This is a genomic window from Kribbella sp. NPDC004875 (genome assembly GCF_042873375.1).
Taxonomy (GTDB): domain Bacteria; phylum Actinomycetota; class Actinomycetes; order Propionibacteriales; family Kribbellaceae; genus Kribbella.
Map to the genome: position 1 here is coordinate 52,714 of NZ_JBIALI010000003.1, position 19,506 is coordinate 72,219.

18 protein-coding genes are annotated in these 19,506 nt (G+C 68.1%); 6 read left to right on the forward strand and 12 right to left on the reverse strand.

Annotated features, from left to right (window positions below; genetic code table 11):
* The gene (locus tag ACFYRH_RS17450) at window positions 1–456 is read left to right on the forward strand and encodes an SRPBCC family protein (protein ID WP_387775455.1); all 456 of its coding nucleotides are present in this window, start codon (window positions 1–3) and stop codon (window positions 454–456) included.
* A gap of 162 nt (window positions 457–618) precedes the next feature.
* On the opposite strand, the gene ACFYRH_RS17455 is transcribed toward ACFYRH_RS17450, so the two are convergent.
* Window positions 619–1,368, reverse strand: coding sequence for a GAF and ANTAR domain-containing protein (locus tag ACFYRH_RS17455; RefSeq protein WP_387775458.1), 750 nt, complete (start codon window positions 1,366–1,368; stop codon window positions 619–621).
* Window positions 1,369–1,652: 284 nt separating this feature from the next.
* On the opposite strand from ACFYRH_RS17455, the gene ACFYRH_RS17460 reads away from it, so the two are divergent.
* From ACFYRH_RS17460 to ACFYRH_RS17475, 4 genes are all read left to right on the forward strand, one after another.
* Window positions 1,653–2,375, forward strand: coding sequence for a VIT1/CCC1 transporter family protein (locus ACFYRH_RS17460; protein ID WP_387775461.1), 723 nt, complete (start codon window positions 1,653–1,655; stop codon window positions 2,373–2,375).
* A gap of 74 nt (window positions 2,376–2,449) precedes the next feature.
* On the forward strand, window positions 2,450–3,022 hold the full coding sequence (locus ACFYRH_RS17465) for a Chromate resistance protein ChrB (protein ID WP_387775464.1): 573 nt from the start codon (window positions 2,450–2,452) through the stop codon (window positions 3,020–3,022).
* 97 nt (window positions 3,023–3,119) lie between these two features.
* A complete protein-coding gene (locus tag ACFYRH_RS17470) occupies window positions 3,120–3,899 on the forward strand; it encodes a COG4280 domain-containing protein (RefSeq protein WP_387775467.1) in 780 nt (259 codons plus the stop codon).
* Entirely contained in the window at window positions 3,896–4,114 is a 219-nt protein-coding gene (locus ACFYRH_RS17475) for a hypothetical protein (protein WP_387775470.1), read from the forward strand. Before ACFYRH_RS17470 ends, ACFYRH_RS17475 begins: the two co-directional genes overlap by 4 nt.
* Before the next feature lie 3 nt (window positions 4,115–4,117).
* Here the strand turns inward: ACFYRH_RS17475 and ACFYRH_RS17480 are convergent, their stop codons facing one another.
* The 7 genes from ACFYRH_RS17480 to ACFYRH_RS17510 form a co-directional block, all read right to left on the reverse strand.
* On the reverse strand, window positions 4,118–5,176 hold the full coding sequence (locus tag ACFYRH_RS17480) for an ABC transporter ATP-binding protein (protein WP_387775473.1): 1,059 nt from the start codon (window positions 5,174–5,176) through the stop codon (window positions 4,118–4,120).
* A complete protein-coding gene (locus ACFYRH_RS17485; RefSeq protein WP_387775476.1) occupies window positions 5,157–6,242 on the reverse strand; it encodes an ABC transporter ATP-binding protein in 1,086 nt (361 codons plus the stop codon). Before ACFYRH_RS17485 ends, ACFYRH_RS17480 begins: the two co-directional genes overlap by 20 nt.
* A complete protein-coding gene (locus ACFYRH_RS17490) occupies window positions 6,217–7,398 on the reverse strand; it encodes an ABC transporter permease (protein ID WP_387775479.1) in 1,182 nt (393 codons plus the stop codon). The genes ACFYRH_RS17485 and ACFYRH_RS17490 overlap by 26 nt, the downstream gene beginning before the upstream one ends.
* 3 nt (window positions 7,399–7,401) lie before the next feature.
* Window positions 7,402–8,394 (reverse strand): ABC transporter permease, encoded by a 993-nt coding sequence (locus ACFYRH_RS17495; protein ID WP_387775482.1) that lies wholly within the window; start codon window positions 8,392–8,394, stop codon window positions 7,402–7,404.
* A gap of 38 nt (window positions 8,395–8,432) precedes the next feature.
* The gene (locus ACFYRH_RS17500) at window positions 8,433–10,394 is read right to left on the reverse strand and encodes an ABC transporter substrate-binding protein (protein ID WP_387775485.1); all 1,962 of its coding nucleotides are present in this window, start codon (window positions 10,392–10,394) and stop codon (window positions 8,433–8,435) included.
* Between the two features lie 166 nt (window positions 10,395–10,560).
* Window positions 10,561–12,312 carry a GH32 C-terminal domain-containing protein gene (locus ACFYRH_RS17505; RefSeq protein ID WP_387775488.1) on the reverse strand — a complete coding sequence of 584 codons (1,752 nt, stop codon included), beginning with the start codon at window positions 12,310–12,312 and terminating at the stop codon, window positions 10,561–10,563.
* A gap of 14 nt (window positions 12,313–12,326) precedes the next feature.
* Window positions 12,327–12,947, reverse strand: coding sequence for a nucleoside/nucleotide kinase family protein (locus tag ACFYRH_RS17510; RefSeq protein WP_387775491.1), 621 nt, complete (start codon window positions 12,945–12,947; stop codon window positions 12,327–12,329).
* A 303-nt stretch (window positions 12,948–13,250) separates the two neighbouring features.
* Here ACFYRH_RS17510 and ACFYRH_RS17515 point away from each other — a divergent pair, with 303 nt between their 5' ends.
* Complete coding sequence (locus tag ACFYRH_RS17515; protein ID WP_387775494.1) at window positions 13,251–14,258, forward strand: LacI family DNA-binding transcriptional regulator; 1,008 nt, start codon at window positions 13,251–13,253, stop codon at window positions 14,256–14,258.
* 32 nt (window positions 14,259–14,290) lie between these two features.
* Here ACFYRH_RS17515 and ACFYRH_RS17520 read toward each other — a convergent pair whose 3' ends face one another.
* From ACFYRH_RS17520 to ACFYRH_RS17535, 4 genes are all read right to left on the reverse strand, one after another.
* A complete protein-coding gene (locus ACFYRH_RS17520) occupies window positions 14,291–15,889 on the reverse strand; it encodes an ABC-F family ATP-binding cassette domain-containing protein (RefSeq protein ID WP_387775497.1) in 1,599 nt (532 codons plus the stop codon).
* A 202-nt stretch (window positions 15,890–16,091) separates the two neighbouring features.
* Window positions 16,092–17,102, reverse strand: a complete 1,011-nt coding sequence (locus ACFYRH_RS17525) for a zinc-binding dehydrogenase (RefSeq protein WP_387775500.1) — start codon at window positions 17,100–17,102, stop codon at window positions 16,092–16,094.
* Window positions 17,103–17,130: 28 nt separating this feature from the next.
* Window positions 17,131–18,216, reverse strand: a complete 1,086-nt coding sequence (locus ACFYRH_RS17530; RefSeq protein ID WP_387775503.1) for an MFS transporter — start codon at window positions 18,214–18,216, stop codon at window positions 17,131–17,133.
* Window positions 18,217–18,241: 25 nt separating this feature from the next.
* Window positions 18,242–19,456 (reverse strand): amidohydrolase family protein, encoded by a 1,215-nt coding sequence (locus ACFYRH_RS17535; RefSeq protein ID WP_387775505.1) that lies wholly within the window; start codon window positions 19,454–19,456, stop codon window positions 18,242–18,244.
* Window positions 19,457–19,506: the final 50 nt, after the last annotated feature.

Here is a 19,506-nt window from a genome sequence, read left to right on the forward strand (position 1 = left end):
ATGGGTGACCACGAAGCCTGGACGAGGATCGACGTCGCGCCGAACGTCGTGTTCGACCGGCTCGCCGATCTGGACCACCTTCCCGACTACCTGCCCTGGATGACCGCGATGCGACGGACGCGGCCGCGCCCGGTCGAGGCCCAGGGGCTGGAGCTTCGGCTGCCGCACCAGCCGGTGCACGAGGAGGTGGACGTCAGCACGGAGGGCATCGGGCATGAGGCCGGGTGGATCGACGTCATCGACGAGGACCGGGTGCTGCGGTGGGGTGCGGAAGGTGCCCACGAGTACGCCGGCGAACTGACGGTCGACTTCGTCGCCGACAACGAGTCGAAGCTCACCGTGCGCGTTCGGACCAAGCACGACGAGGCCGTCGACGCGGAACTGAGCGAGGCACTGGCCGGGATCCGCTCTCTCCTCGAGCACTCACCATCCAGCGAGTCCGACTCCGGAGCCTGAGTCCCCCGCCGCCAGCGTCCTGCGCCTGACGGTCGCAGCACTTTGTGCACCGGATCCGTGCGGCCAAGCGCCCGTGACGCGGATCCCGTGCACACAGCGGGCCGGTGGCTTGAGGTGTGACCACGAACCCGGAATTCTGTAGCGAACTTCCGGCTCAGGCCGCTAGGGCTGGCGCGGCAGGCGGCGGGTGTCGACGAGTTGCGCGGCGACGTCGCGCAGCTTGGTGTTGGTGACCTGGGAGTACCTGCGCAGGATCGCGAACGCCCGCGCCTCGTCCACGCCGTACCGCTCCATCAGGATCCCCATCGCCTGCCCGACCAGCCTCCGGGTGTCGACCGCACGCTCGAGGTTCTCCTCGGTCCGCGCACTCGCGACCGCGACCGCCGCATGCCGTGCGAGGATCTGCGCGATCGCCTCGTCGTCGGCGTCGAACGCATCCGCACTCGCGCTGTACAGCCCGAGCACACCCACCGTGCCCGAAGCCGTCATCAGTGGGATGTCCAGAACACTGCGCACACCAAGCGAAAGCACCTTGGCGCACCAGTCCGGCCACCGCGTCTCGCAGGCCGTGTCGCGGACCAGGATCGTCCGGCGTTCGCGCATCGATACCACCAGCGGGCCGACTCCACCCTCCATCTGCCACCGGTAGATCTGCTCCACCACCGGATCCGTGGCCGCCGGCACCTCCGGTGATCCCTTCGTCTGCAACGCGACGCCGGCATGCGAGCAGCCCAGGACCGGCAGCGCGAACTCGACCACCGCCTGCACCGTCTCGCCGACGCCGGCGGAGTCGTGCAGCTCCGTGGCCAGGCGGGAGAACAGGTCAGCGGCCGTGGTCTGCCCAGTCAGCGCGGACAGGGGTGCTTCCGCCTGAGATGCCGGGGTCCGATCAGCAGACTCCACAGCTCGCATTATCCTCCGCGATCGCCCCCGTGCACAGCGCCATTCTGCCTCCGCGCACCGTGCCGGCGACGTGGCGTCACCGGCCTGACAGCGCGTGAGCCACGGTCAGCAGTTGGCGGGCTTCGGCGTTCGGCCCGGGGTACGGCGAGTTGGCCGCGAGCGTGAGCTGAGAGCGCCTTTGCCCCAGCCCAGGCGTAACGAATAGAATTGTGTAACAGATGCTTCGTTAGAACTGAGGTTACGCTCACCTCACTGCGGCAAGCCTCACCTCACTTCGGAAGGAAGGTTTTCTGATGACGGCGGAAGTCGCGGAGCAGCCGGTCCCCGAGCTGCACCACTCACATCGCGACGTCACCGGCGGCTGGCTGCGGCCGGCGACGTTCGGCGTGATGGACGGACTGGTGTCGAACTTCGCCCTGGTGGCCGGCGTCGTCGGCGGCGGCGCGAGCGGCAGGGTCGTGCTCGTCACCGGCCTCGCCGGTCTGGTCGCCGGCGCCTGCTCGATGGCGTCCGGCGAGTTCACCTCGGTGTCGTCCCAGACCGAGCTGATCAAGGCCGAGATCGCCGTCGAGCAACGCGAGCTGGAGATCCACCCGAAGGAAGAGGAACGCGAGCTCGCGTTGATGTACGAGGCCAAAGGTCTGCGGCCGGAGCTGGCCGCCGAGGTCGCGCGCGAGCTGACCGCCAACCCGAAGGTCGCGCTCGACGTCCACGTCCGCGAAGAGCTCGGCGTCGACCCCAACGACCTGCCGTCTCCGTGGACCGCCGCGGGTTCCTCGTTCGCGGCGTTCGCGATCGGCGCGCTGATTCCGCTGATCCCGTTCGTCTTCGGGGCCGGCAGCGTGCTGCCCGCGCTGCTGCTCAGCGCACTCGGCCTGGTCGTCACCGGAGGCATCGTCGGCAAGATCACCGCCCGCCCGTTCTGGTACGGCGGCGGTCGCCAACTGCTCCTCGGGAGCCTCTCGGCAGCGGTTACGTTCGCGATCGGGCTGGCCGTCGGGACGGGCTTGTCATAGGTCTTGTGACAGGGCCTGTCACGGGGCTTGTCACGGGGCTCGGCACCGTGGGTTCAGCGGATAGCCTGTGCGGCATGGCGACGACCCGACGTACGAAGACCCGGAAGCCGGAGAGCTGGCTGCTGCTCATCTACAAGGTGCCCAGCGAGTCCTCCCGGGCCCGGGTCGCCGTCTGGCGGGACCTGAAGCGGCTCGGCGGTTTCTACGTGCAGCAGGCGGTCTGCGTGCTGCCGGACCGCGAGGATCTGCGGGCCGGGATGGAGAAGGTCCGCGAACGCGTCACCGAGCTCGGCGGATCGAGCGTCTTCCTCACCCTGACCGACGTCGAGGACGACGTCCGGGAGCAGTTCGTCGAGGGCTTCCGGAGCCAGTCGGCCAAGGAGTACGCCGAGATCGTCGAGGAGTGCGACACCAAGTTCGTCAAGGAGATCGAGTTCGAGCGCTTCCGGGAGAACTACACCTTCGAGGAGACCGAGGAGATCCGCCAGGACCTGGAGAAGCTCCGCCGCTGGCTCGCCAAGGTGGAGGGCCGCGACTGGATGGGCGCCGACGGCAAGGACCTCGCCCGGAGCAAGGTCGCCGACTGCGAGCGGCTGCTCGAGGAGTTCGAGGCCGACGTGTACGCCCGCACCGAAGGCCAGGCCTGACCGTTCCCGCACCGCGACCACCCGGGCCATTGACGCTTACCTGCTGATGTAACTACTGTTTCATGCAGCATCTGTTTCATCAGACTGGGAGTGGCAGATGGACGCGGCAACGTGGGGCTTGATCATCGCGACCTTCGTCGCGTGTTTCGTGGAGATGGTGGAAGCCACCACGATCGTGATGGCGATGGGGTACACCCGCGGCTGGCGGTCCGCGCTGGCCGGCACCTTCGCCGCCCTCGGCGTCCTCGCCGTCGTGACGCTGGCGGCCGGCTACGCGCTGACGACCTGGCTGCCCGAGTCGGCGCTGCAGCTCGCGATCGGGAGCCTGTTGCTGATCTTCGGTCTGCAGTGGCTGCGCAAGGCGATCCTCAGATCGTCCGGCCGCAAGGCCGTCCACGACGAGGACGCGATCTACCGCGAAGAGGTCGAAGCGGCCAAGGCCGCCGGTGACGCCAAGGGCGGCCTCGACCTGTTCGGCTTCATGGTCTCGTTCAAGGGCGTCTTCCTCGAAGGGATGGAGGTCGTGTTCATCGTGCTGACCTTCGGCCTGAACGCGGACAACATCCCGGTCGCCGCGGCCGGCGCGCTGGCCGCGGTGCTCGTCGTCCTCGGCATCGCCGTCGCGCTCCGCCGCCCGCTGTCGATGATCAACGAGAACCTGCTCAAGTACGGCGTCGGTTTGATGCTCGCGTCCTTCGGGACGTACTGGGCGATCGAGGGCCTCGGTATCTTCCGGACCGGTCGCGAAAGCCTCGCCTGGCCCGGTCACGACCTGATGATCCTGGTCCTGCTCGCCGCCTGGCTGCTGCTCAGCCGGATCTTCGTCGCCGCTCTCCGCAAACCCACCGCAGCGGTCACCGTGGAGGTCGCACCGTGAAGTACCTCAAGGCGTTCGGGCAGTTCTGGTACGACTTCATCATCGGCGACGACTGGAAGATCGCCGCCGCCGTCGTCACGGTGCTCGCCGTGCTGACCGCGATCCTGCTGGCCACGTCCCTCGGTGACACCGCGATCACCCTGATCGGTGCCGTCCTGGTCCTGGCCGCGTTCACCGTCAGCCTCACCCTCGACGTCCGCCAGAAGCAGCGCTAGCCGCTACATCACGCCCTTCAGCTGCAGTTCTTCGGCGTGGTGGCAGGCGGCGGTGTGACCCGGTGCGATCTCGCGGCGCTGCGGGATCTCGACGCGGCAGATCTCCGTGGCGTAGCGGCAGCGCGGGTGGAAAACGCACCCGGTCGGCAGGTCGGCCGGGTTCGCGGGCTCGCCGCGCAGGACGATCCGTTCCCGCACCCGGTCCGGTTCGGGAACGGGCATCGCGGACAGCAGCGCCTCGGTGTAGGGGTGCCGCGGCCGGTCGAACAACGAGTCCTTCGGCGCCAGCTCGACCACGTTCCCGGCGTACATCACCGCCACTCGCTGGGCGAGGTGCTGGACCACGGACAGGTCGTGAGCGATGAACAGGTAGGACAGTCCGAGGCTCGCCTGCAGGTCCTTGAGCAGATTCAGGATCTGGGCCTGGACCGAGACGTCGAGCGCCGAGACCGGCTCGTCGCAGACGATCAGCTGCGGGTCGCACACCAGCGACCGGGCGAAGCCGATCCGTTGCCGCTGGCCACCACTGAAGGCGTGCGGGTAGCGCGACAGGTGCTGCGCACTCAACCCGACCCGTTCCAGCGCCCGTACGACCAGGTCCTTGGCTTCCTGACCGGACGCCACCTTGTTGTGCACCAGCGGTTCACGAACCGCCTCGTACACGGTCATCCGCGGATCGAGCGACGAGTACGGATCCTGGAAGATCATGTGGAAATTCCGTCGGGTACGGCGCAACTCCGCACCCCGCAACGCCGCGAGGTCGACCCAGCCGGACCCGGTCCGCAACCGCACCTCGCCGCGCGTCGGGTCGATCGCGCGAACCACCATCCGGCCCAGCGTGGTCTTCCCCGAACCGGACTCGCCGACCAGCGCGAGCGTCTCGCCGCGGTCGAGCTCCAGGTCAACCTCGCGGACGGCGGTCAGCCGGCCGGTGACCCGGCGGAACATCGTGCTGGTGAGGTCGAACTCCTTGGTCAGACCGCGCAGTTCCAGCAACCGTTCGGCCGGCTCGGTCCCCCGTTCGGCCAGGAGCTCGGTGGATTCAGACGTTGACCCAGTCATGGGCTTCCTCCTCGACGTCGCTGTGCAGGAAGCAGCGGACGAAATGACCGTCTTCGATCTCGCGCATCGCCGGGACATGACTCTCGCAGCGACCCTCGATCGCCAGTTGGCAGCGCGACGCGAACCCACACTGCCGGGGCAGGCCGATCGGCGTCGGGACCGTTCCCTCGATCGTCTCGAGCCGCTCCACCGCGCGCCCCGGCCGCGGGACGGCCTTCAACAGCTTCTGCGTGTACGGGTGCAGCGGATTGGCGAACAGCTGGCTGGTGGTGGCCGACTCGACCACGCGACCGAGGTACATCACGTACACGCGATCCACCTGCTCGGCGATCAAGCCCATGTTGTGGGTGATGAAGATCGTGGACATGTCCCGCTCGTCCTGGAGTTCCTTCATCAGCTCCAGGATCTGCGCCTGGATCGTGACGTCGAGCGCGGTCGTCGGCTCGTCGGCGACGATCACCCGCGGCGAGTTGGCCAGTGCCATCGCGATCATCGCCCGCTGGCGCATCCCGCCGGACATCTGGTGCGGGTACTCGTCGAACCGGTGCGCCGGGTTCGAGATCCCGACCCGCGTGAACAGGTCGACGACCCGGTTGCGGGCCTCGGCCTTACTGACGTCGGCGTGGGTTCTGATCATCTCGGCGACCTGCCGGCCGACCGAGTGCACCGGCGAGAAGCTCGTCATCGGCTCCTGGAACACCATCGCGATCTCGCCGCCGCGGATCGACCGCAGCCGCGGCGACCGCGGATCCAGCGCCAGCACGTCGACGGTCTGCTGGTCCTCCTGCTTGAGCAGCACCTGACCCGCGACGATCTCGCCGGGTGGTCTGACCAGTCGCATGAGGGAATGCGCCATGATGCTCTTCCCACACCCCGACTCGCCGATCACCCCGACGGTCTCGCGGTCGCCGACGACCAGGTCCACCCCGTCGACCGCCTTGACGACGCCTTCCCGGGTGAAGAAGTACGAGCGCAGGTCGCGCACCGCGAGCCGCGGTACAGCGGTGTCCTCCGGTGTGCCGGGGCGGGCGCCCGCGACGTCAGTGCTGGTACGGATCTGCGGCATCTCGCATCCCATCGCCGACGAAGTTGAACAGGATCACAGCAACCACCAGGAACGCCGCGGGCATCAGTAGCCACGGATAGTTGGACACCACGGTCACGTCCTGGCTCTCCTGCAGCAGCGACCCCCAGCTGACATCCGGCGCGGAGATCCCGAGACCGAGGAAGCTGAGCGTGGTCTCGCCGAGGATCATCGACGGGACCGCGATCGTGATGTGCACGATCAGGTAGCTGGTGAGCCCCGGGATCAGGTGCCGGCCGATGATCGACGCCGTACCGGCCGCGGACACCCGCGCCGCGGTGACGTAGTCCTCCTCGCGGAGCGCGATCACCTTGCCTCTGACCACGCGCGCCAGCCCCGTCCATCCGACCAGCGAGAGGATCAGCGTGATCGCGAAGTACGTCTGAATGCCGCTCCAGCTCTGCGGAACCGCGGCGGACAGCGCCATCCACAGTGGGATCAGCGGAATGCTGATGATCAACTCGATCAGCCGTTGGCACACCGTGTCCACGACGCCGCCGAAGTACCCGGAGATGCCGCCGATGACAATGCCCAGCACGAAGCTGATCAGCACTCCACCGAAGCCGACGAGCAACGAGATCCGGGAGCCGTACACGGCCCGCGAGAACGAGTCCCGGCCGAGATGGTCGGCCCCGAAGAGGAAGACCGGCTGCGACCCGTCGACGCCGAACAGCCGGTGATGCATCGGGATCACCCCGGCGAGCTTGTACGGCGCGGTGCGGGCGAACAGGTCGATCGAGTAGCGCTGCGACGTGTCCTGCACCGACTTGTAGGTGAACGACGTGGGATCGATCCGGATCGACGACTTGTAGACGAACGGGCGATGCCAGTTGCCCTCGGCATCGATGACGTGGATCCGCGTCGGACCGGCGTACGGCTGGTCGGCGAACCGCTCGAGTTTGTCGTACGGCGCCACGAACTCGGCGAACAGTGCCATCAGGTACACGCACGCCAGCAGCACGAGGCTGACCATCGCCAGCCGGTGCCGGGCGAACCGGTTGATCACGAGCCGGCTCTGCGACGCCTCGTACAGCTTCTCGTTCGCGTCGCGCCGCCGGTGTCGGCGGGACGTGTGCTGCTCGAGCAGCCGCTGACCCCGACGGGCCGTGTACCCCAGTGTTTGGGCGTTCTCGGTCATGGATCAGCTCCTCCCGTACCGGATCCGCGGATCGGCCCACGCCAGCGCGACGTCCGAGAGCAGCGTGCCGATGACGGTCAGGGCGCTCAGGATCAGGATCAGCGCGCCGGTCAGGTACATGTCCTGCGACAGGATCGACTGGAGCAGGATCGGACCGGTGGTCGGCAGGTTCAGCACCTTCGACACCACGACCTCACCGCCGACCGTCGCCGGAAGCATCCAACCGATCGTGCTCAGCAGCGGGTTGATCGCGATCCGGACCGGATAACGCAGCAGGATCCGCCACTCGGTGAGACCCTTGGCGCGCGCGGTGACGACGTACTGCTTGCCGAGTTCGTCGAGCAGCGAGGCCCGCAGTACCCGGACGATGCCCGCGGTGTTGGTGATCACCAGCACCAACAACGGGAGCCAGACGTTGCGCAGCAGGTCGAGCAGCTTGTCCCACGACCAGGGCGCGGCTCGGTACCCGGGTGAGAACAACCCGGTGATCAGAAAGCCGGTCTGGTGGTAGACGGCCAGCATCAGCACGAGCGCCAGCAGGAACCCGGGGACGGCAAGGCCGATGAAGCTCAGCAGGGTGAACAGGTGGTCCCAGATCGAGTACTGGCGCACGGCCGAGAGCAGCCCGATCGGGATCGCGATCAGCCAGGTGAGCAGGATCGACGCGACCGAGATCGCCACCGTCCGCGGCACCCGCTCCATCAGGATGTCCGCGACCGGACGCTTGTACACGAACGAGTTGCCGAAGTTTCCGTGCAGCACGATGCCCTTGATCCAGATCAGGTACTGCTCCGGGAGCGAGTGGTTCAGGCCGTACTGCGCCCGGAGTGCTTCGAGCTGGGCCTGGTTGACGCTGCCGCCCTTGGCGCTGAGGTTCTGGACGTAGGTGTCGACGTAGTCGCCGGGCGGCAACTGGATGACGACGAACGCCAGGAACGACACCAGGAGCAGCAGCGGGATCATGATGGCGGCGCGGCGCAGCAGATAGCGCAGCATGAGATGCCTACTTTCGGGAGGCGTTGACTAGCGTGGCGTCATTCGTCGAACCAGACACCCTCGAGGTTGATCACGGTGTCCAGCTCGAACGGCGCGCCCTGCCGGGGGACGTTGCGGACGCTGCTCTTCACCACATTGGGTTTCACCTTCAGCCCCGTGGTCGGGATGAAGGCATAGTTTCCGGTCAGCCAGTCCATCAGCCGCTGGAAGGCGAGCTTGCCCTCCGGCGAGCTGGGCACGTACTGCGTGCGCTCGCTGGCCAGGTCGTAGAACTTCTGCAGGTACGGCGGCGGCTTGCGCCCCTGCTTGCCCTGCGAGGACACGTAGGCCCATGTCGCCGGCGACCACGGCCCCTTGTCGGCGGGCATGTAGTCGTTCGAGATGCCGGCGCCCCAGGCAGGTCCGTCGTTCCAGTGCAGCGACGCCATCAGCTGGTTGCCGTTGGCCTTCTGGCTGAACAGCGAACCGTCGATGCCCTTGATCGCGACCCGCAGACCGACCGCGCCGATCTGGGACTTCAGCAGTTCGGCCACCGGCGCGAAGTCCGGTGCGAGACTCGCCGGGAACGTGATCGAGAACGTGAACGGGGAGCCGTCCGGGGCGAGCCGGAAACCGTCTGAGTCGGTCCGCTGCATGCCGACCTCGTCGAGCAGCCTCCGGGCGAGGTCAGGGTCGTGGTGCTTGCTGTTCAGTATCGGCGGGCCGTGCAGACCGAAGTACACCGAGTTGTTGATCTCGTTCGCGTCCATCGCCGCAGCGATGGCCTGCCCGAACCGGTGCTGCGGATCGGCGACCAGGCCCTGCCAGGGATCGTGCGGCTTGTCGTAGTTGTAGTCGTGGTTCAGGAACAGCAGGACCGGGAAGTTGAACGAGCCGGTGGTGAACACGTGCGTGCCCGCGTGCCGTTCGCTCTGTTTGTAGACCGGGATCTTGTTCAGCGTGACGTTGTCCCCCGCCGCGACGCTGACCTGGCCGTCCATGATGGCGGTCGTCAGCGCGTCGTCGTCCACCACGATGTTGTTCACCACGGTGTCGGCGTACGGGAGCTGGTGCCCGCTGCGGTCGACGTGCCAGAAGTACGGGTTCCGCTCGAAGATGCGCTGCTGACCGTCGACCTTGGTCAGCACCCAGGCGTTCAGCACCGGGAGCCCGAGGGCGTCGGCCTCCCCCGCGGACCACTCGGACAGGTTCTTCGCGGCCATCAGCTGCGGCCAGGTCTTGTAGTTGTTCTTCTTCAGCGCGGCGTCGAGCGCGGCCTTCTCGGCGTACTTCGGGTGGAACTGCTTCAGGTGGTGCGCCGGGACGAACAGCAGGTTGATCCCGGCGACCCAACTGTTGAGCGCGGCAACGAACTGGCCGTACGGGCGGCTGAAGGTCAGCACGAAGGTCTCGGCGTCGATCACCGTGAGGACGGCCGGTTCCAACGTTGTATTGCGTTGCGTGTAGAGATCGGTGGGCAGGGCGACGTTCGCCTGGGGATTCTGGTAGAGGTCTTCGAACAGGAACCGGACGTCCTCGGTGGTCACCTTGACCCCGTCCGACCAGCGCAGCCCGCGGCGAATCGTGAACCGGAAGCTGCGCAGGTCCTTCGACGGGACGAACTTGCTGACCACGTTCGGCACCGAGACGTCCGACTCCTGACCGGGCGACCGCAGGATCGTGCTGCCCGCGGCGATGTTCAGGTTGCCGGTCGGGGCGGTCGGCGAGTTGGCGATCGAGCCGCCGTAGATGCCGTCCGTCCAGTCGCCGTTGCTGCTGCGCAACAGGGTTCCGGCGCCGACGACGAAGCACTGCTCGGGCAGGCGTTCGTCGATCGGCGGCAGGGCACCGGACGCGACCCGCTCGGCCAGGAACGGCGGCTCGACGAAGCCGCGCTTCGTCCGCTTCTCCACCGGCCGCGGTCGCTTGGCGACGGTACTGGGAGCGGGGCTGCAGGCCACCAGCGGGACTCCGGCCAGCGCGAGCACGCCGAGGCCGAACTCGCGACGTGTCAGAGACATTCTCAGGACCCCTTACGTGAACCCTTGGCGGGCAGGGAGGAAGGAACAGAGCGGGCTGTCGGTCCCCGCGCCGGCCGCGATGCGGCACTTCGGGAGACTGGTCAATCGATTACGTAAACGATTTACCGCAACGTAGCACGGGTGCCAGAGGGCTACAAGACCTCGTTCAGCCCAGCGGCCAGATCGATGCGAGCTCGGCGACCTCGAGGTGTTCGACCGTGCAATCGGCGCCGGACGCGGTGAACGTCAGGTCGTAGTGCCCCGGCTGCACGCAGGCCGTCAGCGACGCCTCGCCGTCGTTCGCGAACACCTCGATCGACGTCGTGTCCACGATGATGTCGAGCTTGCTGACCCCGGTGATCGTCGGCTGCTCACCATCGAGTACGGCGATCCGCTCCGGCGTCACCGTGACGCGCGTACCGCTGATGTCGATCGCCAGTTCGCCTTCGGCGGCAAGGGATACGTCGCACGTGATGCGGACCAACGGCCACGCCGTACCGACCCGCCATCCGCCGTCCGCGGCCAGCACCCGGGACGGCCAGCTGTGCCGGCTTCGGGTCAGACTCTCCAGCTCGGGCACCGGCTTGCGATACATCCGCAGACCGTCATCGGTGCGACGAAGGGACAGGTCGCACGGGATGCTCACCTGCTGGTTGAACGGCATGTTCGGGTAGCGGCCACCACGCATCCACGCAACCTGGACCCGGCGAAGATCAGTGGTCGCGCCGGCCGCCCAGCTCTGCGTCGCGTAGAAGTGCGGTCCGCCGTCGACCTGCAACTGCGATGTCTCCTCGACGAACTCCCGTCCGTCGAACTCGCCGATCGAGTACCGGCCGTCGCCGCGCACGAGGACCCAGCGCGACTCGTCGGAGCCCTCCACGCCGAGCTCGAAGAAGTCCGGACACTCGAAACTGTCCGAGATCGCGCTGTCCAGCGAATCCCAGTGCAGCAGATCGTCGGAGCGCAGCAGTTGATAGCGATCGTCGCCGTACAGCACCATCACCCACTGGGAGCGGCGGTGATCGCGGAAGACCATCGGATCGCGTTCCGGGAGGTCCATGATCGGATTGCCGGCATAGTGCGTCCAGGTCCGGCCGCGGTCGAGGCTGTACGACACGCACTGTGAGCGGTTGTCGTTGCGCGACCAGAAGGCGACCATCGGCGGACCGGCGCCGGGCTCACCGAGGCCGGACGTGTTGTCGTGGTCGATGACGCAGCTGCCCGACTGCACGCCGGTACCGAGGGACTCCTCGAAGAACGCCGGCGCGAGCTCGGTCCAGTGCACCAGGTCGTTGCTGACGGCATGGATCCAGCACTTGTTCCAGCGCTGGGCGAACAGGTGGTACTCGCCGTCGTAGAAGACCAGCCCGTTGAGGTCGTTGAGCCAGCCCTCCTCGCGCTCCACCGGGTTCTCCCGGTGCATCGCCCACTGGCGGGACGTGAAGTGCAGCTGGGGACGGAGCGCTTCGCGGTAGAGCGGCGGTCTCGCCGTACTGGCTGTCGGCGTGGAGCTCAGGACGATCTCACTGACGCAGACATAGCCCCAGTCGCCGTCGGCCTCGTCGACGATCTCGACTCGCGCCTCCTGACCGAGCCAGTCGGTGAGGTCGAAGGACGCCGCGTGCGGGAGTTCGGCGGCGCGGCCGGTCTCGGTGCGGACGACCTGGCCGTTCACGACGACGTTCAGGCAGGTCTTGTACTCGTAGTCGCCGCCGCTGATCCGGAAGTTCAGATACGGGTGGGAGACGATGAACGGTGCCGAGACGAGCCGCCCCTGCGCTCCCGCCGGCTTGTTCCGGCTCGTCGCGCCTTTCAGCGCTTGGTCGGTGGTGCCGGGACCTGACCCGAAGGCGTTGCCGTGCACCTCCCAGCCCGACCAGTCGGGCGCCCTGAAGTCACCGACGTACAGGTCAGTCACGGTGTTCTCCCTTGTCACGGTTGTGAATTCGATGCGAGGACGAAGTCGGCGCGGTGCAGGCCGTCGGCGATCAGGGCGGCGTTGGCCTGATCGGACCGGGCGACGAACTCCGCGGCGTCCTCGGCACTGCGGCCGAAGGCCTGATGCCGCTCGACCAAGCGGCGTCCACGCTCGTCATCGGCGCAGGACAGCCACCAGGTCTCGTCGAGCTGATCGGCGACCTGTTCCCAGCCGTCGCGGTCGTGCAACAGATAGTTGCCTTCGGTAACTACCACGCGGGTCGAAGGTGCCACGGCGATCCCGCCGGCGACAGGTTCGTCCAGTGAGCGGTCGAATATCGGAGCGTCGATCGGTTGATCCTCGTCGCGCAGGCGCCGGAGGAGTTGCAGGTAGCCCGACACGTCGAACGTGTCCGGCGCACCCTTGCGGGACAGCAGCCCGCGGCGTGCGAGTTCGGCGTTGCTCCGGTGGAAGCCGTCCATCGGGACGAGCGCGACCGGCACCGTCGCGTGCGCGAGGAGCCACTCCCCCAACGTCGACTTCCCGGCGCCGGGCGGGCCCGCGATGCCGACGATCGTCCGCCGGCCCGCTGCGGCGAGCTCACCCAGGCGGGCGGCGGCTTCGGGCCAGGTCAACGGCCTGGGTGCGGCGGTAGTACGACGGGCGGTGGTACGACGGGCAGTGACGCGATGAGGAGTGGGCGGTTGGTGCGCGTCCACGGTGATGTGTCCCTTGTTCGCCGGGAACCGGGCGCGAGGCGGCCGGAGGAAGTCCAGTCAATCGATTACGTAACCGATTGCGGGGACTGTAGCATGGGGTCCCACCACGGGCAACGAACTTGGAAGGGGCTCACCATCGCGCGCAGAGCTGCTCAGCCGGATGACCGGCGTCCCGCCTCGGCAGGGGCGATCGGGGAGCCTTCCCAGGCACCGGCGACGATGGCCGACGTCGCTCGCGCGGCCGGGGTGTCGACGGCCACCGTGTCGCACTACCTGAACAAGACGCGGCGGCTGCTGCCGGACACCGAGAGCCGGGTCCGCGCAGCGATCGAGGAGCTCGACTACATCCTCGACCCGGCCGGCCGGACGTTGCGGGCCGGCTCCAGCAACGTCATCGGCCTGGCGATGTCCGCCGTGTCGAACCCGTACTTCTCCGCCCTCGCGCAGGAGCTCGAGAGTCTGCTCAGCGAGCACGGCAAGTCGATCCTGCTGATGGACACCCATGACAACGCGGAGCGCGAACAGCAGGTCGTCCAGGAACTCATCGCCCGGCGCGTCGACGGCCTGGTGCTCGCGCCGAGCGCGTCGGCCGATCAAGCCGTCCGGCTCGCGGACCGCTACCGGATTCCGCTGACGCTCGTCGACCGGTTCGAGCCCGAGCACGAGTGCGACCAGGCCGCCGTGAAGAGCTCGGACGCGCTGGCCGTTCTGACCGGACACCTGATCGAGCTCGGCCACACCCGGATCGGGATGATCACCGGTGAGCGCGGACTGCCGACCACCGAGGAGCGGATCGACGGTTTTCTGGCCGCTCACCGGAAGGCCGGCCTGGAGGTCGACGAGCGGCTGATGATCTCCGGTCTGAGCACCAGAGCCGGCGGCTACGCGGCGGCGGACCAGCTACTGCGCCGCCGTACGAAGCCGACCGCGCTGGTCAGCGGCAACAACGCGATGACGATCGGGACCCTACGGCTACTGAAGGAGCGCGGCGTCCGCGTGCCCGCCGACGTCGCCTTCGTCTGCTTCGACGACTTCGAGTGGGCCGACCTCTTCGAGCCCGGCCTGACCGCCGTCGCCCAGCCGATCCGGTCCCTCGCCGAGACCACGGTCGACCTCCTCCTCACCCGCATCGCCGACGACACCGCCGCCGTCCGCCGCATCCAGCTCGAGCCGATGATCATGCACCGCACGTCCTGCGGCTGCCTGCCCAACACCCCCCTCGACTGAACGACGAGCGCTCTGCTCGGCATCGGGAGTTCTCAGAGGCGCAGGTGTGCGTGGGGCCAGCGATGGCGTAGCCAGCGGTCGTGAGTGGTGAGGACTGTGGCGCCGGGGGTGGTGGTGAGGGCTTGTTCGAGTTCGGTGGCCAGGGATGGCGAGAGGTGGTTCGTGGGCTCGTCGAGGAGGAGTAGTTCGGGTGGGTTGGCGATCAGGAGGGCCAGTGCGAGGCGGCGGCGTTGGCCTACGGACAGGTGCCCGACCGGGGTGTCCAGGTCTCGGGGAGCGATCAGGTTCAGGGTGCTGAGTGGGACGGTCCCGGCTCGGTCCTTGCCGAGGGTGAGGTCGTAGGTCTCGCGGGCCGTGCGATGCTCGTGCTCGAAGATCGTGTCCTGGGTGAGCAGAGAGACAGTGAGGTCGGGACGTCGGCGTACCACGCCTGAAGGGTTCAGGTGGCCTGCCAGTACGGCGAGGAGCGTGGACTTGCCGGCGCCGTTCGGTCCCGAGATGAGCAGGTGGTCGCCGAGCCGCAGGTCGAGATGTGCCAGCTCGAGGCGGCCTGGTACGTCGATGTCGCGCAAGGACACCAGCGGCTCGGTCGCTTCGGCGGACGTGGCTGTGAGGGGCGCGTGGAAGTGGAGCAGTGCAGGCGGTTCGGGGACCTGGTCGCGTTCCAGCGCCTCCAGGCGGGCCGCGGAGCTGCGGACCCGCCGGGAGATCTGGTTCTGCACCCGGCCCGAGGTGTGGCCGAAACCCATCTTCTCGTTGTCGCGCTTCAGTCGCCCGGGCGCGATGTCGTACGCGGTCTCGACCAAGGCGGTTCGGAGCCGATCCAGCTCGGCCTGCTCGTCGTCGTACCGCCGTTGCCAGCGATCGCGTTCGGCCTGTTTCCGCCGCAGGTACGCCGTGTAGTTGCCGCCGTACCGCACCGGACCCTCCACCGCCGGGTCCAGATCGATGAGGTCCGTGCACACCGCGTCGAGGAACGCGCGGTCGTGGCTTGAGACCACCACGACACCCTGCATTCCCCGCAGCTGTTCCTCGACGAACCCGGCTGCCGCGTCGTCGAGGTGGTTGGTCGGCTCGTCCAGCAGTAACGCGGCGGGCCGGCGTACGAGGAGCGCTGCCAGCGCCAGCCGTCCGCGCTCACCACCGGACAGCGTCGCCAATTGCCGATCATGCGTCATCTCCCCCAAGCCGATCCCGGCCAGCACGATCGCGGCTCGGCGATCCGCATCCCACGCTTCCCGGTCATGGGCTTGATCGAGCCGGTCGCCGAACTGCGTCAGCAAGTCGGCGTCGTCCGGTCGGTCGGCCAGCGCCGCGGACAACCGATCGAGCTCGGCGAGATCGTCGCGCGCTTCCTGGAGAGCATCGTCGAGTACGTCGGCCACCGTGTGCCCGGGCTCGAACGGCAGCTCCTGTTCGAGGAACCCCAGCTCCGCAGGCCGTACGACGGTGCCGCCGTCCGGCTCGTCGCGGCCGGCCAACAGCCGCAGCACGGTGGTCTTCCCCACCCCGTTCTCGCCGATGAGACCGATCCGGTGCCCAGGTTGCGCGGTGAGGGATACGCCGTCGAGCACCCGACGCGCACCGAACGTGCGAACCAGGTCGACGGCCGTCAAGGAACGAGCAGACATGCAGAACCCCAAGGTGAGACGCCGAGCACGCGAAGGCGCCGCTCAGCAAGAGACAGGAAGACGAAACACCAACCAGGCCACGGCTAATCAGCCAGCGGCCTGTCACCTCGGGATTCACCCGGAGATGTCGTCTTCACCCACCACGTCTGCACTCCCTCGGAGATTTCAGGCATTCACACTAACAAACTGCTCGCGAGCTGACTCAGGGCCAGAGGGAGATCAGGACCTTGCCTGAGGTGTCGGAGTTGGTGGCGGTGGTGAAGGCCTCGACGGCCTTGGTGGCCGGGTACTCGTGGGTGACGATCTGCTCGAGGTGTGGCAACTGGTCGAGCAGGGCGATCGCGTGGTCGATCTCGTCGTCGAAGCGGAGGGTGCCGCGGACCTGGAGTTCGCGGGACACCACCGGCGCGAGGTTCACCGGACGTGGTTCATCGGCCGGGATGCCGACCAGTACGACGGTGCCACCGCGGCGCGCCGCCTCGAGAGCGGCGGTGATCGCCACCGGTACGGCGGTGCATTCGAGGACCACGTCGTACGCCATCGACGGGATCTCGTCGGTCCCGACCTGCAACGTGCCGTGGACGCCGAGCTCCCTCGCCCGCTGCAACGGACCCGGGAGCACATCGGTCGTGACCACCTCGGCCGCGCCCGCCGCGAGAGCAGCTGCGGCGGCCAGTAGTCCGATCGCGCCCGAGCCGGACACCAGCACGCGCTTCGCCTCGACCCCGCCGGCGACCGCGAGCGCGTGCAGGGCGACCGCCAGCGGTTCGGCCAGCGCGGCGCGCCGCAGCGGCAGCGACGCGGGCAGGACCCGGACCATGTCCTTGCTCACGACAACGAACTCGCACATCCCGCCCTGCGTGTGCGGCCAGGTGGAGGCGCTGCCGAGGTACGCCCCGTTCGGCCAGAGGTGCGGGCGGTCCTCGATCCCGCGTTCCGGCGTACCGAAGGTGGCGGGGTGGATGGTGACCGGGGTGCCCGGGGCCAGGTCGCCCGACGGGTCGAGGTCGACGGTGCCGGACAGTTCGTGCCCCGGGACCAACGGCTCGCGGACGACGAACGAGCCGTTGGCACCCTCGTGGTAGTAGTGCAGGTCCGATCCGCAGATGCCGCCGTACGCCATCCGGAGCCGGACCTGGCCGGCTTCCGGTTCAGGAGTGCGGACGTCCAGCTCGACGAGGTCGAGCTTGCCCTGGATGACGATCGCCTTCATGACGCTCCTCGGATCGGTGTTCAACAGGTCAGACGGTGGCGGTGGCCGTGGACGCGCGCGTCACCAGCGCGCCGTCCGTGGCGTTCTCGGGTGCGAGCAGGTCGCGGTCCTTGGTCTCCGGGGCAAACAGCGCGGCGCCGAACGTGATCGCCATCGCGACTGTCATGTAGACCGCGACCGGCACCCATGAGTCGAACTTACCCATCAGGGCGACCGCGACCAGCGGCGCGAAGCCACCACCGAGTACGGCGGCGAACTCGCGGCCGAGCGTGACACCGGCGTACCGGTACCGGCTGCCGAACAGTTCCGGGAAGTAGCTCATCGTCACCGCGACGCCGCCCTGGCAGGCGAACACGAACCCGATGATCATCGCCAGGTAGATGATCCCGAGATTTCCGGTGCTCAGGGCAACGAAGGTGGGCACCGGCAGCACCAGCAGCAACCCGGCGATCGCGAGGAACACGCTGCGCCGTCCGAACAGGTCCGACAGGTACCCGAGCACGACCGCGCCGATGCCGCCGAAGATCGCGCCGACCAGCAGGATCTCGGGCACCGTCTGCGCGTCGATCTTCACCGTGCCCTTGAGGTACGACGCCATGAACACCTGGTACGTGTACGACTGGACGCTCAACCCGACCGTCATCAGCGTCACCAGCGCGACGGCCTTCTTACCGTTCCGGAACACCTCACGCACCGGTGCGGCGGCCGCCGCACGTTCCGCCTTGATCTCCGCGAACACCGGTGTCTCCTTCAACCGGCGCCGCAGGATGTACGCCGCGATCGTGACGAACGCACTGCTCAGGAACACGACCCGCCAGCCCCACGACAGCAGCTGGTCGTCGGGCAGCAACTGCACGAGCGCCCACGCCCCGGCGCCGAGCGCGGTACCGGCGGCCGCACCGGTCATCACCAGCGCCGCGAGCCGGCCGCGTTTGCCACGGGCCGCGGTCTCGGTCAGCAGCGTGGCGCCGCCGGACTGCTCGGCGCCCGCGCCGAAGCCCTGCAGGAACCGGCTCAGGACGAGCAGGATCGGCGCCCACACCCCCACGGACTCGTACGTCGGCAGCACGCCGATCGCCATCGTCGCGACGCCCATCAGGGTCAGCGTGGCCACCAGGATCCACTTGCGCCCGAGCCGGTCAAGACCGGGTGCCGCGATGGAAGACCTGGGTGCGCGGGGTGCGGCGCGCGATGGCTTCGGCGGTGCAGGTCGCCGGGGTGAGGTAGAAGCTGGCCTGGTCGCCGGCGGCCGGCCAGGAGCGAGAGCCGTCGGGGTTCCAGCGGCCCGCCGGACCAGCGCCGTACTGGAGAGTTCGGGCGATACCCCGGTCGTCGGAGTCGCCGAGGCGTTGGGCCAGCATCCAGAGTTGCTCGAGGATGTCGCCCTGGCCGAACGGCGTGAGGATGTCCATGATGCTGTCGCTGCCGAGGCTGACGGTGACACCCGCTTCGGTGAGGGCCTTGAACGGGATCAGGTCGCCGCCGGCGCCGACCGTCGTACCGATGCCGACCTGGGCGGCAGCGAGCCGGGCCGCGAGTGTGCGGACGGTGCCCGGATCCGCGTGGGCGAGGGCGTTCGCGTTGCTGAAGGCAACCTTGCCCTCCCAGCCGGTCCGGTCGACGTACCGCAGGATCTGGTCGATCTCGAACAGGCCGAGGCTGCCGCCGTCGTGGAGGTGGAAATCGATACCGGCGTCGTGGTCGACCGCGATCCCGAAGGTGACGTCGAGGGCCTTGGTGACATCGCCTTCGATCCGGGCCGGGTCGATCCCGCCGACGACGCCCGCTCCCAGCTCGAGCGCCTGCTCGAGGAGCGGTGCGATCACGCCGTCCCGCAGGCCGTGTTGCGGGTAGGCGACCACGCTCCAGTCGACGTCGGTCCGGCTCCGCAGTACGGCGAGGAGTCGTTCGACGTTCCGGATCCCGATCACGTGGTCGACGTTGCAGTGGGCAACTACCTCGGTGGTGCCGTTGGCGACCAGCAGGTCGAGGATCGCGTTACTGCGGACCGGGATGCGTTCCGACATCTCGGGCAGCAGCCGTTCCTCCTCGGACAGCCAGAACCGGCCGGCGATCGGGGCCCGCCAGCCGTCGCCGTAGAACGTCTTGTCCAGATGGATGTGCGTGTCGCGCAGACCTGGGACGAGCAGTTGGCCGGCACCGTCGACGACCGGCCGGCCGTCATCGGGGGCCGTGCCGCCGAGCTTGATCTCCGCGAAGACACCGTCCTCGATGCGGACCGCGCCGAGTTCCGCCCGCGATCGGTACGACCCATCCGCTTGCGCCTCGATCGCGGTCTCGATCCGGATCTGATCGAGCCACCAGTGCCTCGACTCCCGCCCCGCGTTCACCATGAACCCGCCACTGCCAGATTAGAATACAATTTTAGCCTCTCAAGGATCGA